Raw genomic sequence first — 16,969 nt, forward strand, 5'->3', positions numbered from 1 at the left:
TGTCAGATTAATTTAGGGGGTAGTTATGTCTATACTTTTAAAAGCTGGTGCAGATGCAGGAAACAACGGTTTGAAGTTAATGGTGAAAGGGCAAGACCCTATTTTTATTCCGAGTATTTATTCTTTATATATAGGTGAGCCGACAGGACTCTTAGATGAGGTAGATGTTTCATTATCTGAATTAGAAAACCACATTGATGTGACTATAAGTTCGCCATCGTTAATGCTTAATAATGTACGATACATCGTTGGAGAAAAAGTCATTCAAGATCAATTAAAAGGTACTGAGGTAGAGAAGAAATCAAATAAGTCAACGGATGAGTTAATGGTTATTACAATACTATCAGGTTTGGCGGTAAGCGCTATGCGTCAAAGTCCAACTTCTAGCCATATTAATATTCGTTATGATTTATCTGTCGCTCTTCCTATGCAGCTTATTACACAAGAAATAGCTGCTGAAAATGCAAAACGTTATATGGGAAATCATAAGGTAATTTTCCATTATCCGAACGGACGCGATGTGACAATTAATGTTTCAATTGAGTATTGTAAATGCCTGCCTGAGGGCGCATCTGGGACGTGGGGCATTGTATACGATGAAGAAGGAAATGTTGTGAAACATAAAATAGAATGTGAGCCGAATCAAGTTTCTGAAATTGATTTTGTAGATAAGACTCTACTCTCTTTTGATATTGGTGCAGGGACGACAGAAGAAGTTGTTTCATTAGGGGTAAATTTCCGTCCGCAACTAAGTAAAGGTTTATCTTATGGTGTAAAAGAGACGTTATTACAAATTATCACGAGATGGAACCGAAAGTATCCAACTAAGACGATTGATAGTATTACAGAATTCAATCAAATTTATTTAAATGATAAGCATCCGAGAAATACCTTATTAGTTGAGGAATCACAGCCGGCACTATTAGGTTTAGCAGCTCGTGTTGCAACAGATATTATAAATAAAATTGATGATATGAAAGACGATCCATACGTGTTTATTTATGGCGGTGGTGCAGTAATTATTAAAAACAGTTTAAAAATGATTTTAAAGCAAAAAGGACGACTCAAAAATGTAATCTTTGTAGATAATCCGTTATTTACCAATGCACGAGGATTATTAGTCTATACTTGTTCGCCAAAATATAGAGAGCATAAGCAAAAAGAGTTAGGATTTACAAACTTAACGATAAGTTAGTTGGTGGAAGTATGCGATCTAGGCGATATAAACGTGGTGATCGAGTAAAAATCAATATTCATAAATCGGTATCACCTGAAATGCTTGCGTGGCTGAATAAACAATCAAATCCAACTAATTTCTTCTTTTTTGCTGCGCAGCAACTATTTAAACAAGTAGGAGATATTGACGTTTCTAAAGCTTTACCAAGCAGCCATGTTTTCTCATTATATGTGGAGCCTTCATCCTTATTAAAAGTTGAAGTAAACCCTTTTAAAAACATGACACTAGAAACAAATACATCCACCGAAAATGCAAAAAAAAAATTATGGGAATCTGTTGATCAATTAGATTGTCCATTTTTTTAAACATAGAAAAATATAAGAAGTCCCATCACTATACATACGAATACAGTGATGGGTTTTTGTTTGTAAATAGAAGGGGCACAATACAATTTGTGCCCCTTTTGTTAATTATTTGTTTGTCTAAATTTCAGATGTATGTTTAGAAACAGCAGTAATTATGCTTTCCCAGTCATCTGGATGGTTTTCATGGCCTGCCCCTTTAAGAGTTAATAGTACTGAGTTTGGAATTTCATCAATTAGTGCGAGGCCATGTTCGAATGGGAGTGCTGTATCATCTGTTCCGTGAATAACCAATGTAGGTGCTTGTATGGAGTGAAGTACACCTTCATATGCATCATCACCTTGAAGTAAAGCATGATTAAACATACTTAATAAATTATTTGCGCGTTCTATTTCTTGTTTTACTTGTGTATAAACTCTATTTTCATCAAATATTCGTTCTGATCCACATAATAGACGAGATCCTGAAACTAAATACTCTGCCACATCGTTTTTATTTGTCCAATCTATACTTGTGCCATTTACATGATGTGTTAAAATTCTTTCATCCATTGGAGGTAAATCGCGAGTATTGTCATCAGATCCTATTACACTAGTCGCTAGTAAAGTTAGCGTCAAAATTCTTTCGGGATGTTTTATAGCGGCAATTTGAGCAATCATACCACCTAATGACATACCAAATAGGTGAGCTTTATCAATATGATAAGCATCTAGTACTCCAATTGCATCTTCAGCCATATCTGTTACTGTATAATTGGAAGTTCTAGGTTCGTAGGCAACAGAGCGTCCAACATCACGGTTATCAAAGCGAATAACAAATTTCCCCGTACTAGCCAACAGCTCACAAAACTCTTCGTCCCAATAAACCATGGAACATGTAGCGCCCATAATTAATAAAATAGCAGGGTTCTTAGGGTTCCCAAAGCTTTCTGTACATATATCAATTCCGTTTATTTTAAATATCTTTTCACTCATATAGTTAGCCTCATTTCTTTTGAATTTAATTAATAAAACAGTTTTGGATGATTCTAAGATGTGTGTAAGATTCTTTTTGAAATTCATCCCGCTATTTGCCGGGCAGTAAGAGCCCGATTGGTGAGGAATGATTAAAGTTTTACTTTATAATGCTTTTTGCATAATTACCCCCAAAAATAAGTATATGGTAATTCAAGGCAAAAAATTTTGAGAAATAATTGTATGTTATTAAAATAAACAGCAAGGAGGAGAGGAAATGAAAGCAATTGTTATTGATCGATATGGCAGTGTTGAAGAATTGAAAGAAAGACAAGTTTTAAAATCGGTTGTTAAGAATAACGAAAAAGCTCAACAATAAATAATAGCCCATACTACACATTGTCATTTTCGGGTATTATTTATTGTTGGCTATTGTGTTATTACTTCTAACAAATACTGTTTCGTATTGTATCATGTAATTTCTCTAATCCAATTGCCATATCTTTCTCGTTTAACATTGAATAGCTAATTCTTAATTGGTTATCATTTGTTTCGTAGTTTAATAGACAAGCTGTTCCTGGTAAAAAAGAGACATCTACTTCATTTGCTTTTTGTAATAAGGTAAAGGGATCTATCGAATCAGGCAGTTTCACCCATAAATTAAAACCGCCATTTGGTATCTCAAAGTTTAGTCCTTTTAATGGCGATAGTATATCAATTGTTAAATCACGTCTCATTTGTAAAGCTGTACGTAATTTTTCTAAATGATTTTTCATACGTTCCGCACGTAAGAAAGGTAGAAGTGCCTTCTGTGTTAATAAAGGACTACCGATATCCATGGAACCTTTCACTGCATATAGCCATTCAAAAATAGGACCATCGGCAAAAAGTGCTGCGATACGGAGTCCTGGTGCTAACGTTTTACTAAATCCTTTTATATATATCACGTGGCCATCCTTATCAAAACTTTTGATTGGTGGTGGGACTATAGCACCTTCAAAATATATTTCTCCGAAAGAATCATCTTCAATGATAAAAAATTGATATAGCTCCGCTAGTTCTATAAGTTCCATTCTTCGTTCTTTACTCATTACTGTACCTGTCGGGTTCTGGAAGGTGGGATTTGTATACAATAAAACAGGATTTTTACTTTGACAAATATCATCAATTAAGTCGGAGCGAACTCCATGATTATCAAGAGAAATAGGAATGATTTGAACACCTTTATTGATGAAAACGTCAAGCGCAGCACTGTAACATGGACTTTCTACTAATACGATATCTCCAGGTTTTAATAATGTTTGAGCAATTAAATCAATTCCTTGTTGTGCTCCGCTTGTAATTAATAATTGAGATGGGTCCGTCACTAATTTCTGGTGTTCATTTAAGTAATTTGCTATTTCAACTCGCAGTTCATAATCGCCTTGAACAGGCCCATAAGTTGCTAACAACATCGGATTTTTATCTAGCAATTTATGCATTTCGTCTGCCAAAAATGGATTTGGTAACAGACGAGGATACAGAATTGCTTGTGAAAAATCATAATATTTACGGTGCTTATTCATTGCATATTGAGAACGCATAACATTAATAGATCTTGATTGTTGCCATTTATACGGTATCGGTTTGAAATCTTTCTTTACACGTTTATATATGTAAGCACCTTTTCCTTGTTCGATGCGTATATACCCTTTCGTTTCTAACTGTTTATACGCTTTACGAACAGTTAATACATTGATTTGTAAATCTGTGGCCATACAACGTAAAGAAGGAAGGGATTCACCATGTGAAAGCATACCACTTTGTACTCTTTCAACAATTTGCATATATATTTGCTTGTAATACGGTATGTTTGATTCTTTACGCAATACAATCTTCATAGTTTCACCTATTTTTCTTTTTAATTTAATTAAAGCGAAAAATATATAGGGAATCAACTACAACTTGAAGTAACTGTTATATGTATTGATACACTGTTATACACCATACCCTCTATACTCATTTTAAGAGTAAAAAGGAGGAAGAAAAATGGTCATTTTTAATTACATTTTAGTATGTATTATTTTCGGGACAACATTTTTAACAATAAAAATTGGAATTGAAGCAGGGGCGCCACCGTTGTTTTCAGCAGGAATTCGATTCTTTTTAGCGGGCATAATCCTTATGATTATTTTTAAATTAAAGCGAAAAGAAATTATGCCACATATATTTTCAAAACGTATTATGTATGCTGGATTTTGTTTAACATTTATGACATTCGCAAGTTTATATTGGTCAGAACAATATATTTCTTCGGGATTAGCTGCTGTTCTTTCTGCTACGGGACCAATGATGATTTTATTAATACAAGCAAAGAGGAATAGGGAGAAATTACAAAAGGAGCAACTCGTTGCTTTAGTTATCGCACTAATAGGTGTTATATTTGTTTCTTTACCAGGAATGCATCAACAAGTAAGTTTCATATGGAGTATTGCTTGTATTGTTTTAGTTATAGGAGAGTTATTTTACGGAATAGGCTCTATTCGTTCGAAAGAAATACTTTCAGATTTATCAAATGTATCACCATTTCTTATTAACGGTATTCAAATGTTTTATGGAGGGATTTTACTACTAATCGCATCTATTATTGTAGAACAACCAAATGTAAGTGTATTAACTTCATGGAGTGTACAATGGCCTATTTTATATCTCATATTTATCGGATCAATCGGTGGACACGGATTATATTACTGGCTCTTATCAAAAACAAATCCAGTATTTCCATCGACGTGGTTATATGTATCACCATTAATTGCAATAATTGTGGGATATATCATTTTAGGAGAACCTTTAAATCCTACAATGGGAATGGGGGCTTGTTTTATATTGATAGGTGTATTTTTAGCCAATCGTTCAACACTACGGACTTATTTCAAAAAAGGGCGGTTATTAGAGAAGGAGATGTAGTTTAATAAAGCAACAGCCCTGTATATTACAGGACTGATACAATAAAAAACACAGTTGGTTATTTTTCCAACTGTGTTTTTTATAATTAATTCACTTTTTTAATAAAACCTTTATAATGACGTTTTACAAGCTGGCTTTCTAACGTCTTCATAGTTTCTAGTGCTACACCGACAATGATAAGTAAGCTTGTACCACCAATTTGGGCAGAAGGTGGTAACGTAGCAATTTTCGTGAATACGAGCGGTAATATAGAAATTGCACCTAAGAAAATTGCACCGATAAATGTTAAACGGTATAAAATTTTAGTTACATATTGTTCAGTTGCTTTACCAGGACGAATACCAGGAACATATCCATTTTGCTTTTTCAAATTCTCAGCCATTTGTTCAGGATTTACTTGAATAAATGCGTAGAAGTATGTGAAAGCAACGATAAGACCGACATAAAGTGTCATTCCAATTGGATGTGCGAAATCAAGATTTGCAACTAACCATTTTGATATGCTTGAATCAGGGAAGAGCTGCGCAATTGTACGCGGCGTCATTAAAAATGCAGAAGCAAAGATAACTGGTATAACACCAGCACTATTTACTTTAAGAGGTAAATGAGTGTTTTTTGCTCCTTGATATTGATTGTTTCCTGAAACAGCTTTTGCATATTGTATCGGTATTTTACGTACAGCTTGTTGAATGTAAATAACGCCAACAACTATCGCTAAAATTACGAGTCCAATTAAAACAATTTTTATTATGTGCATGAATAGCTGATCGCCAGCATTTTGGAATTGTTGTAAATAAATTTGATTTGCAACATTTGGAATCGCGGCAACGAGACCTGCGAAGATAATCATCGAAATACCATTACCAACTCCGTTAGCGGTAATTTGTTCGCCTAACCAAAGTAAAAATGCAGTACCTGCAGTTAAAACTGTCGCAATAAATAAGTATGTAGTCCAGCTTTGATCTGTTATTAATTGTCCACCAGCTATATTATTAAAGCCATAAGACATTCCGATGGCCTGTATGAATGCGAGAATGATTGTAAAGTATCGAGTGAATTGAGCTGATTTCTTACGGCCCATTTCTCCTTGCTTTGCCCATTCCGAAAATTTAGGTATAACATCCATTTGAAGTAATTGTACTATGATAGAAGCTGTAATATATGGTGTAATACCTACAGCAAAGATTGAGAAGTGTTGCAGTGCTCCTCCACCAAATACGTTTAACATACCTAGAACGTTAGCTTGATCTTGTACTTTTAATACCTCTGCGTTAGTATGAGGAACTGGAATAAACGTGCCAATTCGAAAAACGATTAACATCGCTAGTGTAAAAAGGATTTTCCTTCTTATCTCAGCTACTCTCATGAAATTTGAAATCGTACGAAACATTATGTCGCCTCCTATATTTTTATCAGTAAAAAACTGATTATTATACCCTATGAAGTAACCACAAACCTCCTTCCGCACTAAATTCATTTGACAAATGGATTTTCATACACTTTGTAGTTTTCACGGATATAAAAATATAAGGTGTTATATAAGCGACCTATACACTTTTCGTAATCATTCAATACCCATAATATATCGAATAAATTCACAAATGTACATACATACGCATGAAAAATGAATAAATAGGGTCATTTTTTACATTTATTTAATGATAAATTGATAGGACATTATTATTCACGATTGTTATACATGTTATAAAAATAAAGGCGAGCCATTATGATTTATAGCTTATATTCATTCAAATGTGTCAGCTAATAGTGTCTCCCAATCTTTAAATGATAATTTATTAGTTATATGTTTTAGTGCATTAGGTACAACAATATGACAAATAAGTTCTAAGCTATTACCATCTGGATCAATAAAATAAACAGATGCATTACCTTGATGTGGACGGACAAAGGGTTCAATAGATTCATTACTTCCAAACGGAACGGTTTTAATTTGAAGTGAGTGTAACCAATGTAATGATTCTTTTAAATCCTCATATGAAACTCTAAATGCAATATGACGTAAAGAAGGATGATATTTTATTTCCTTACAATTAATATATCGATTTAAAAAGAATTTAAAATCAAATAAAAGTATGAAAGTACATACTACTTTAGTAGTAGTAATCAATTATATTACAATTAAAATTTATCCCCCGCTGATTAAAGGTTCACTTTATGTGATTAGAAAATTCTTTTTATTTAAGAAGGAATAAATATTAAAGAAAGCTAAATAAACAGTGTACGTATTTATAGGGGAGAAGATGTAAATGAAAGTTGTTATAAAAAAATTACCACCATTAGAAGTAGCGTATATAAGACGAACTGGTAGCTACTTTGAACCGCAAAATCACTGGGGAAAGTTACTGAACTGGTCAATTGAAAATAACCTTTATCCACCAGAGCAATCATTTATCGGAATATCATTAGATAATCCTGAACTTGTTGCAAGTCATAAGTGCCGGCATGATGCATGTGTTACGATTCCTGAAAACTTCGATAAAGAAAAGTATCATGATGTGCAATTTAAAAGATTAGATGGAGGTACATATGGTCTATACCAGTTCTATGGTGAACCTCATAAATTAAGTGAAGCGTATCAATACATGTATGCAGAGTGGCTACCAAATAGTGAGTATGATGCAGATTATGATAGAGATAATTTAGAGTTTTGCTTAAATAATGTTCCTGAAGATTTAGAAGGAAAGTTAAAGGTTGATTTATTTGTGGCTTTAAAATGAAATTGGATATAGTAGTGAAAGAAAATCTTTTTTCGAAGATAATATTTCTAGCGTAGGAATTTAAGTATGTAGGTTGCAATGAAAGGAGAATCCACATGGATACATTTGTAAATAACAAATTTTATGAAACGAGAAATCAATTAGTTGAGGAAATTAATTTGTTGAGTGATGCTCAATTTAATAGGAAACCAGATAAGGATAAATGGAGTATTGCACAAGTTTGTCATCATTTAGTTTTATTAGATGAGAGAATTATAACAGTTATTTCGTCAGGATTAAAAAAGTTAGATAGTACCCAAAATGAGCGTAAAGAAATTCACACTATTTTATTAGATAGAACGAAAAAGTTTATAGCACCAGAAATGATTGAACCAAGTATAGAACCATTTGAAGTGCTGCAAATGGTTGATTTGTTAAACGACTCTAGAAAAGAATTGATGCGTTTTCTGAGTACAATAGAAGATGAATCTAAATTAGTAAAAAAATCAGTGATGCATCCAGCTCTTGGAGAATTATTTCTTGATCAGTGGATAGAATTAATCTATTTGCATGAACAGCGTCATATAGAACAAATCAAAGAGATAAAATTGCTTTGTGAAATTGAAAAGTAAAAATCATTCCCTGTTTATTGATGCGTATTATAAACAGGGGAAACGATTGATTCATATTGATTCAGAAGAAAACAAAAATAGAATGAAATTAGTTGAAAGTAACCAATAAGCTTAAGAAAATATAAAACTATCCGATTTTCTGTATAAGTGTAACCCCGTCTTAAATGAAGAGCGGGGTTATTTTTTTTTGAAAGTGTTTTTATTTAGAAGGAAATAAATCAGCAACGAAATTCAAAAAATTAATCATCATAACATATTGTATATGCACGTTTTAATAAATTGAAATGATAATAAATGATATGTCCTTATTTTGAAAGTACACTTCACACCCTTAAGGAAGGGGTATTCTGTCAGGAAACGATAAAATACAATTCTGTTAGGGGATGTATGCAATTTATTCTCTTTATTTTTGCAACAGAACCACCTTCAAAATTATCTTTTGTAGTTGAAGTTTCCCGAATAATAAGTTACATTTTTAAAGTTCAAACAACTTTACGAAAGTACAAAAAGGGGAGAAATATTATTATTATGCAAAAAATGAAATGGAAGAACTATGTATGTTACTTTGTAATTCTATTACTGCTCGGAACAGCAGTAATAGTCAAACCACCTATCTCTAAGGCTGAGGAATCTGAAGTTAATATTACATTGTTAGGTACTGCAGATATTCATGGCAGATTTATGCCTTGGGATTATGCGCTTGATGGAGCAAATATGAGTGGAAGTTTGACGCAGCTTTATACGGTTATAAAGAAGGTCCGTCAAGAAAATCAAAATACCATATTAGTAGATGCCGGGGATACAATTCAAGGAAACTCAGTAGAATTATTCAACGATAAGCCACAATCGCCAATGATGGTAGCGATGAATACAATGGGATATGACGCCTGGGCATTTGGAAATCATGAATTCAACTTTGGATTAGATACATTGAAAAAAGTTAGTGAGCAATATAAGGGAAAAACGTTAGCAGGAAATATTTATAAGGAAAATGGAGAGCGCTTTCTTCCTGCATATACAATTGTAGAAAAAGGTGGAATTAAAGTTGGGATTATTGGTATGAATACACCAATGATTAGTGATTTTGAAAAAGGGACAGATCACTTAAATGGTTTAGTGGTGAAAAATCCGGTAGAAGAGACGAAAAAGGCAATTAAGGAATTAGAAGGTAAAGTAGATGTAATGGTAGGAGTTATGCATATGGGACTAGAAAATGAGAATGGTATCCCTGGTACTGGTGTACAAGATATTGCAAATGCTTGTCCGGAACTAAGCGCTATTTTTGCGGCTCATATGCATAAACTTGTAAAAAAAGAAGTTGTAAATGGCGTAATTATTACAGAACCAGATAAATATGGAACACATATTTCACGTATTGACCTTACTTTTACAAAGCAAGATGAGAAGTTGGTTTTAAAAGATAAAACTGCTACCGCTATACCTGTAAAAAATGCTGATGGAACAACGATATTATCTGATCCTACACTTGAAGAAACACTAACACCTTTTCACGAATATGCGAGAGGAGATGCAAATGTTGTAGTCGCTCAATTAAAGGGTAGAAATCTTGTTCCTGAAAATGAAATAAAGGGTATCCCAAGTGTTCAGATTCAAGAAACACCTTTATCAGATTTCTTTCATGAAGTCATGCTCTACTACAGTAAAGCAGATGTAGTAGCCCATCAAATTGATAATGATTATGCCCGTTTGGATACAGGTCCTATTAAGAAAAAAGATATTGCGTATAATTACCAATATGCCTTGGGAGAGATTACAGTATATAAGATTTCTGGAAAAGATTTAAAAGACTATATGGAATGGGCAGCAGGATATTTTAACTCATCTCGTGCCGGAGATGTAACCGTTAGCTTTGATAAAACCCGCCGTGCATCTAAATACAGTACGAACGATTTCTTTGGAGGCGTAAAATACGAAATTGACTTAACAAAACCATACGGAAGTAGAATTACAAATTTACGCTCTATTCGTACAAACAAACCAATCAAAATGAGCGATGTTATGACGCTGGGAATGAATGCATACAGAATGGAGGCTCTTCAGGCAAAAGGAGGAGCTTTAGAGGGGCGTAAGTTTGAACAAATTTGGTCATCTAAACAAGAGAATGCATTTGGAGAAACAGGTGGAACCATTCGTAACCTTGCTATTACATATTTAAAAGAGGTAAAGAACGGTGTATACACGCCAAAAGTTATGCGTAATTGGAAAATTACTGGTGTAGATTTACATTCTTCAGAGCATAAGGCTGTAGTTGATCTTGTGAATAAAGGGATTTTAGAAATTCCAAAAACAGAAGACGGAAAATACACAAATATAGCATCTATAAATACGAAAGATTCAATTACAAAAGAAGAGATTGTAGCACTCTCACAAAAAGCAAATATTAATCCAAATCAGTTTAAGCATATAAAAACGAAAGGTGAATTTTACAAAAAACTTAGTAGGATTACTAAAAAAATATAAATTATAAGGTTTCTTATAGTAATTGTTATTTTAACAACATTAAACCCACTCTTAAAATAGTAAAGAGTGGGTTTTTATGTTGTTATTTAGAGGTAAGTATACTTTTATTACAATGAATATAGATAATTAATAACTAACCAATTGGATGAGCGCCTATAAGGACTCTCTTTTATTCAAATTAATGTACATATGTGTTCCGTTCATTATTTATAATATTGACCACAATTTATGTAATTTTGCATAATGTTACATAAATTGTGTATTTTCTCTTTTTTCCGACATAAATAGACAGTATACTTTGTACAAGCTTTCTATTTCAAAAATTATACGAGGTGAAATAATGAAAAACAAAAAGACATTAACTAAGGTAGCATTAACAACTGGATTAGCTTTAACAGCTGTGGCACCATATGGGGTAGGTCATGCAGAGGAAACAGATCAACTACAAGTTCAAATTCAGGAAGAATCGTTCCGTTCGGGTGAACTGACACAACCGTCACAAAAGACACCAGAAAATGTAGTAAAGGATGCACTTAAGGAGAAAACAGAGCAAGCTCTCTCCCAAAAACAAGTCAATGGAGAAGCAGGAGTAGATTATAAAGTCCTTCAAAAACGTGGTTCGTATGATGGAACTACACTTGTACGTATGCAGCAAACATACGAAGGAAAAGAAGTATATGGTCATCAATTAACTGCACACGTAGATAATAATGGTGTTATTAAAAGTGTTTCAGGTGATAGCGCGCAAAATCTAAAACAAGAAGAATTGAAAAAACCTATTAATCTGTCAAAAGATGAAGCAAAACAATTTATTTATACGAAGTACGGGAACGATATCAAGTTTATTACTGAGCCAGAAGTTAAAGAGGTTATTTTTGTTGATGAAAATAATGGACAAGCTAAAAATGCATACCAAGTTACCTTTGAAGCTGCAACACCAAACTATGTTTCTGGTACTTATTTAGTAAATGCACAAAATGGTGATATGTTAAAAAATATGGTACAAGAATCTAACTTAAAAGCTAGTGACAAACTAGTTGGAGCTTTAAAGAAAAGTAAACAAAGCAGTCTTACATCATTAACTGGAACAGGAAAAGATGATTTAGGTATTTCTCGTTCATTTGGTATCTCTAAACAAAGTAATGGCAAATATGCTCTTGCTGATTATACAAGAGGGCAAGGAATTGAAACATATGATGTGAATTACAGAGATATTACTAAAGAAGAAAGCTATTATCCTGGTACATTAGCGACTAGTACTTCGGCAACATTTAACGATCCAAAAGCAGTAAGTGCTCATTACTTAGCAACAAAAGTATTTGATTTTTATAAAGATAAATACAAACGTAATAGCTTTGATAATAAGGGACAAAAGGTAGTTTCAGTTGTACATGCTTGGGATTCTGAAGAGACGAATGATCCGAAAAATTGGCAGAATGCATTAAGTGCTAATAATGGAAGTATGCTTGTATATGGGGATCCTATTGTTAAAGCATATGACGTAGCTGGACATGAATTTACACATGCTGTTACTTCTAGTGAATCTAATCTTGAATATTACGGTGAATCCGGTGCGATTAATGAGGCGCTATCTGATATTATGGGAACATCTATTGAGAAATACGTAAATAATGGAAACTTTAATTGGACAATGGGAGAACAAACGGGATCTGTTTTCCGTGATATGGAAAACCCAGCTTCTGTTCCATCTTCACTCGGAGTACCTTATCCAGATGATTACAGTGAATTTAACGATTTTAATGGATGGGATCAAGGCGGTGTTCATTTTAATTCAAGTATTATTAATAAAGTTGCGTATCTCATTGCAAAAGGCGGAACTCATAACGGAGTAACTGTTAAAGGAATTGGTGAAGATAAAATGTTTGATATTTTCTATTATGCAAATACTGATGAGTTAAACATGACTTCTAATTTCAAAGAATTGAAATCAGCATGTATTCGAGTGGCAACTAATAAATATGGGGCGAATACAGCTGAAGTTCAAGCAGTTCAAAAGGCATTTGATGCAGCAAAAATTAAGTAATTTAGAATTATAGTTCTCATTCATATATTAATACATTATGAAAAAAAGCTAATATCATTTTAAGGATATTAGCTTTTTTACGTAGCGATGTATTGTTGAAAATAAACTGACTAAGCAATAATTAGGCGCGTTATCTGTAAGAAGTTGCGACAAATAAATAAGGTTTAAAGTATATAAAAACAGAAAATTAATAATATATTGACCTCTTGATAGAAAGTCTATAAAATGAAAACGATAACAAACGATTGCTTTAAAATGATTTCCCTGACCTTTTAGCATTTACAAATATATGAGGGCATACACAAATCTATTTTTTTAAGCATTTATGCAAACGCTTTCGTATTAAAAGGTCATTGAAATACATACGTGAAAATAGCCAATATGGAGGTGAAGCAAAAGAGATTTCTAGATTAATTTAAGCAGTGTTATTCAGTGTAAGCATAATAAATCGCTAGTAATATTTGAAGAAAGGGTGTATGTGGTGCAAATTATAAAAAGATTAATTAACAAAACAGTTTTATTACTTACTTTAATCGTTATGTTATCATCTGTTTTCTCCTTTCAGGGTGTGAAGGCAGTTTCAAATTCGAAAACAACTGAAGTTATCATTCATTACAAAGAGAAGCTTGGAAATACAAAAGACTGGAATCTTTGGTTATGGGGAGAAAATGCAAATGGTACATCTTATGAATTTACTGGTGAAGATGAATTTGGAAAATACGCTAAGATAAAAATAGACGGTGACTATAATCGTGTAGGATTTATAGTTCGAACAAATGAATGGAAAAAAGATGGTGGGGATCGTTGGATTGAAAATATAAAGGGCGGTCGTGCTGAAGTATGGATTCTTTCGGGCGATGAAAAAGTATATAACTCTAAGCCTTCTTCAGATCTCTCAATTCAAAAAGCAACTATTGATAGTTTCCATGAAATTACCATAACGACTAATGTCCCGTTTCATATTAGGGAAAAGAAAATTGAAATTGAAGGCATTAAAATTAAAAATATTAGTCCTTATGATATAAATAGTGGAGATATTACTAATAAGGTCAAAATAATTACGGAACAGAAAATTGATTTAAAACAAACATACAAAGTTAAAATAGAAAACTTAGCTGATACGAATACTGAAATTGGTAAAGTCATTCGTAGCGAGGAATTTGATAATTTATTTTATTATAGTGGTAACGATTTAGGGAATACATATACCGCGCAACATACAAAGTTTCGTTTATGGGCTCCTACTGCAAGCGAAGCGAAGTTAGTTACATATAAAAACTGGAACGATAAAATAGGTGCTGAAATAAACATGCAACAAGGTGAAAAGGGAACTTGGACAGCAGAACTAAAGGGGAATCAAAAAGGGCTCTTTTATACGTATAAGGTCAAAATTGGTGATACATGGACTGAAGCGGTTGACCCATATGTGCGTGCTGCTTCTGTAAATGGAGATAAAGGTGCAGTCGTTAATTTAGAAGAAACAAATCCGAAAAAATGGAAAGCAAACAAAAAGCCAAAATTTAAAAATCCGGAAGATGCTATTATTTATGAGTTACATGTACGTGATCTTTCCATCCAACCTGAAAGTGGTATTAAACAGAAAGGGAAGTATTTAGGTGTAACAGAAAAAGGAACAAAAGGGCCAGAAGGTGTAAAAACAGGACTTGATCATATAAAGGATCTAGGTGTTACTCACGTTCAGTTTTTACCGATATTTGATTATGCTTCAGTAAATGAAGAGACTTTAAATGAACCGCAATATAACTGGGGATATGACCCTAAAAATTTCAACGTTCCAGAAGGCTCCTATTCTACAAATCCTTATGAGCCAACTTTTCGAATAACTGAATTAAAGCAAATGGTTCAAATACTACATGATAATAATCTTCGTGTGGTAATGGATGTAGTATATAACCATATGTATAACGCTGCTGAATCTAATTTCCATAAGTTAGTTCCAGGTTATTATTATCGTTACAATGAAGATGGAACATTTGCAAATGGAACTGGAGTAGGAAATGATACTGCTTCAGAAAGAAAAATGATGAGGAAATTTATGATAGATTCCGTCACATATTGGACAAAAGAATACAATTTAGATGGATTCCGTTTTGATTTAATGGGTATTCATGATTATGAAACGATGAATGAAATACGTAAAGCTGTTAATCAAATTGACCCTTCTATTATACTACACGGAGAAGGATGGGATTTAAATACACCTCTTGCAGCTGAGCTGAAAGCAAATCAAAAAAATGCAGAGAAAATGAAAGGGATTGCTCATTTTAACGATAATATACGTGATGGGTTGAAAGGTAGTGTATTTGAGGAAAAGGAAAATGGTTTTATAAATGGAAAGGAAAACATGGAAGATCGTATTAAAAAAGGTATTACGGCAGGTATTGACTACGATACAAATTCGTCTACCTATCAAGATCCGGAACAGGTATTAACTTATGTGGAAGCACATGACAATCATACATTATGGGATAAACTTGAGTTAACTAATTCAGGTGACAGTGAAGAAGTGCGAAAACAAATGCACAAATTGTCTTCTTCAATTTTATTAACATCACAAGGAATTCCATTTTTACATGCAGGGCAAGAGTTTATGCGGACGAAATATGGTGATCATAATAGTTACAAATCTCCAGATTCAATTAACCAGATGGATTGGCTGCGCCGTGCAACGTTTAATAATGAAGTAGATTATATGAAGGGTTTAATAGAATTACGCAAAAAGTACTCAGCTTTTCGAATGACATCTGCAGAGCAAATAAAAACACACGTATCATTTATTGATGCTCCGAAAAATACTGTAGCTTATACAATAGAGGGGAATAAAAATGAAGACTTTACAGTGGCTCACAATGCAAATAGAGAAGCTGTTGAAATAACACTTCCATCGAAAGGGCCTTGGAAAGTACTAGTAGACAGCAAGCAGGCGGGAAGTAAACCACTTTATGTTGTCCATGACAATAAAATTAAAGTTCCTACATTAAGTTCATTTATCTTAAAAACAGAGAAACCGATTAAATAAAAGCGAAGAATGTGGAAATAAATACTGCATTGAGCAAATTTAATAAGGATTGCAAATGAAAAAAGCGAAGTGAAGATTATTCTCACTTCGTTTTTAAAGTTAATGTAATATAATTTCACATACTGTAATTATATTACAATTTAATAAAAGAAATAAGCAATAGATTATTTCTTTTGTGGCAGTAGGAGAAGAAGATATCTTTGAGTTTATTTATAAAATTATCTGAAATACATTCGTAATTCAGATAATGTTTATTATATATTCGAACATATAACGAACTAGATATTTGAGTTGTATTAATTCCTACAAATCGTTTAAAAATAACAAAGGCGTAAAAAGTATATGGAATTAAAATAGAGAAAAGACACCATTCAAGGTGTCTTTTCTCTATTTTGAATATGAAATGTAAGTAACTCGATTCTATGTAATAGTATGTGATATTTTCACACTAACTGATTAAGAAAAATTTAAAACCCTTTTCTTAATCTATTTGTAATAAATTACATCATAAAATTTTATCGATATAATAAATAAAACTTTCTCAACATTATTTGATTTAATAACTATATTCAACCGCTCTCCAATCCATTACAATAATTTCACATTGGAAATAAAT

Annotated in this window: 12 protein-coding genes; 8 read left to right on the top strand and 4 right to left on the bottom strand. The window is 32.8% G+C overall.

Translation table 11 applies throughout. From position 1 onward, the window contains the following. Positions 1–25: 25 nt before the first annotated feature. On the top strand, positions 26–1,195 hold the full coding sequence (locus ACYFX0_RS26135; RefSeq protein ID WP_086398318.1) for a ParM/StbA family protein: 1,170 nt from the start codon (positions 26–28) through the stop codon (positions 1,193–1,195). Between the two features lie 11 nt (positions 1,196–1,206). Continuing rightward, a complete protein-coding gene (locus ACYFX0_RS26140; protein ID WP_001257762.1) occupies positions 1,207–1,542 on the top strand; it encodes a hypothetical protein in 336 nt (111 codons plus the stop codon). Between the two features lie 117 nt (positions 1,543–1,659). Here ACYFX0_RS26140 and mle read toward each other — a convergent pair whose 3' ends face one another. Then, positions 1,660–2,514 (bottom strand): alpha/beta fold macrolide esterase, encoded by an 855-nt coding sequence (gene mle / locus ACYFX0_RS26145; protein ID WP_001290769.1) that lies wholly within the window; start codon positions 2,512–2,514, stop codon positions 1,660–1,662. 425 nt (positions 2,515–2,939) lie between these two features. Next, the gene (pdxR, locus tag ACYFX0_RS26150) at positions 2,940–4,373 is read right to left on the bottom strand and encodes a MocR-like pyridoxine biosynthesis transcription factor PdxR (protein WP_000706774.1); all 1,434 of its coding nucleotides are present in this window, start codon (positions 4,371–4,373) and stop codon (positions 2,940–2,942) included. 148 nt (positions 4,374–4,521) lie between these two features. On the opposite strand from pdxR, the gene ACYFX0_RS26155 reads away from it, so the two are divergent. Further along, complete coding sequence (locus tag ACYFX0_RS26155) at positions 4,522–5,439, top strand: DMT family transporter (RefSeq protein WP_460272014.1); 918 nt, start codon at positions 4,522–4,524, stop codon at positions 5,437–5,439. An 85-nt stretch (positions 5,440–5,524) separates the two neighbouring features. On the opposite strand, the gene secY is transcribed toward ACYFX0_RS26155, so the two are convergent. Together secY and ACYFX0_RS26165 are read right to left on the bottom strand one after the other, a co-directional pair. Beyond that, positions 5,525–6,829 carry a preprotein translocase subunit SecY gene (gene secY, locus ACYFX0_RS26160; protein WP_000490132.1) on the bottom strand — a complete coding sequence of 435 codons (1,305 nt, stop codon included), beginning with the start codon at positions 6,827–6,829 and terminating at the stop codon, positions 5,525–5,527. A 354-nt stretch (positions 6,830–7,183) separates the two neighbouring features. Beyond that, a complete protein-coding gene (locus tag ACYFX0_RS26165; protein WP_080118523.1) occupies positions 7,184–7,534 on the bottom strand; it encodes a VOC family protein in 351 nt (116 codons plus the stop codon). Between the two features lie 172 nt (positions 7,535–7,706). Between ACYFX0_RS26165 and ACYFX0_RS26170 the strand changes: the two genes are divergently transcribed. The 5 genes from ACYFX0_RS26170 (at position 7,707) to pulA (ending at position 16,353) form a co-directional block, all read left to right on the top strand. Continuing rightward, entirely contained in the window at positions 7,707–8,177 is a 471-nt protein-coding gene (locus ACYFX0_RS26170) for an AraC family transcriptional regulator (RefSeq protein ID WP_000869618.1), read from the top strand. Positions 8,178–8,272: 95 nt separating this feature from the next. Beyond that, a complete protein-coding gene (locus tag ACYFX0_RS26175) occupies positions 8,273–8,788 on the top strand; it encodes a DinB family protein (protein WP_000379381.1) in 516 nt (171 codons plus the stop codon). Positions 8,789–9,316: 528 nt separating this feature from the next. After that, the gene (locus ACYFX0_RS26180) at positions 9,317–11,269 is read left to right on the top strand and encodes a bifunctional metallophosphatase/5'-nucleotidase (RefSeq protein WP_016098602.1); all 1,953 of its coding nucleotides are present in this window, start codon (positions 9,317–9,319) and stop codon (positions 11,267–11,269) included. Between the two features lie 340 nt (positions 11,270–11,609). After that, positions 11,610–13,313 (top strand): M4 family metallopeptidase, encoded by a 1,704-nt coding sequence (locus tag ACYFX0_RS26185; RefSeq protein ID WP_000791462.1) that lies wholly within the window; start codon positions 11,610–11,612, stop codon positions 13,311–13,313. A 481-nt stretch (positions 13,314–13,794) separates the two neighbouring features. Further along, complete coding sequence (gene pulA, locus ACYFX0_RS26190; RefSeq protein WP_460272015.1) at positions 13,795–16,353, top strand: type I pullulanase; 2,559 nt, start codon at positions 13,795–13,797, stop codon at positions 16,351–16,353. The last annotated feature ends 616 nt before the right edge of the window (positions 16,354–16,969 follow it).

The sequence above is a fragment of the Bacillus sp. NEAU-Y102 genome (assembly GCF_054788175.1).

What these genes read in the sequence shown, in the direction of transcription:
- ACYFX0_RS26140 (WP_001257762.1), top strand. Translation starts at nt 1,207, where the DNA reads ATGCGATCTAGGCGATATAAACGTGGTGATCGAGTAAAAATCAATATT.
- ACYFX0_RS26175 (WP_000379381.1), top strand. Translation starts at nt 8,273, where the DNA reads ATGGATACATTTGTAAATAACAAATTTTATGAAACGAGAAATCAATTA.
- secY (WP_000490132.1), bottom strand. Translation starts at nt 6,829, where the DNA reads ATGTTTCGTACGATTTCAAATTTCATGAGAGTAGCTGAGATAAGAAGG.
- mle (WP_001290769.1), bottom strand. Translation starts at nt 2,514, where the DNA reads ATGAGTGAAAAGATATTTAAAATAAACGGAATTGATATATGTACAGAA.
- ACYFX0_RS26185 (WP_000791462.1), top strand. Translation starts at nt 11,610, where the DNA reads ATGAAAAACAAAAAGACATTAACTAAGGTAGCATTAACAACTGGATTA.
- ACYFX0_RS26180 (WP_016098602.1), top strand. Translation starts at nt 9,317, where the DNA reads ATGCAAAAAATGAAATGGAAGAACTATGTATGTTACTTTGTAATTCTA.
- ACYFX0_RS26155 (WP_460272014.1), top strand. Translation starts at nt 4,522, where the DNA reads ATGGTCATTTTTAATTACATTTTAGTATGTATTATTTTCGGGACAACA.
- ACYFX0_RS26135 (WP_086398318.1), top strand. Translation starts at nt 26, where the DNA reads ATGTCTATACTTTTAAAAGCTGGTGCAGATGCAGGAAACAACGGTTTG.
- pdxR (WP_000706774.1), bottom strand. Translation starts at nt 4,373, where the DNA reads ATGAAGATTGTATTGCGTAAAGAATCAAACATACCGTATTACAAGCAA.
- ACYFX0_RS26170 (WP_000869618.1), top strand. Translation starts at nt 7,707, where the DNA reads ATGAAAGTTGTTATAAAAAAATTACCACCATTAGAAGTAGCGTATATA.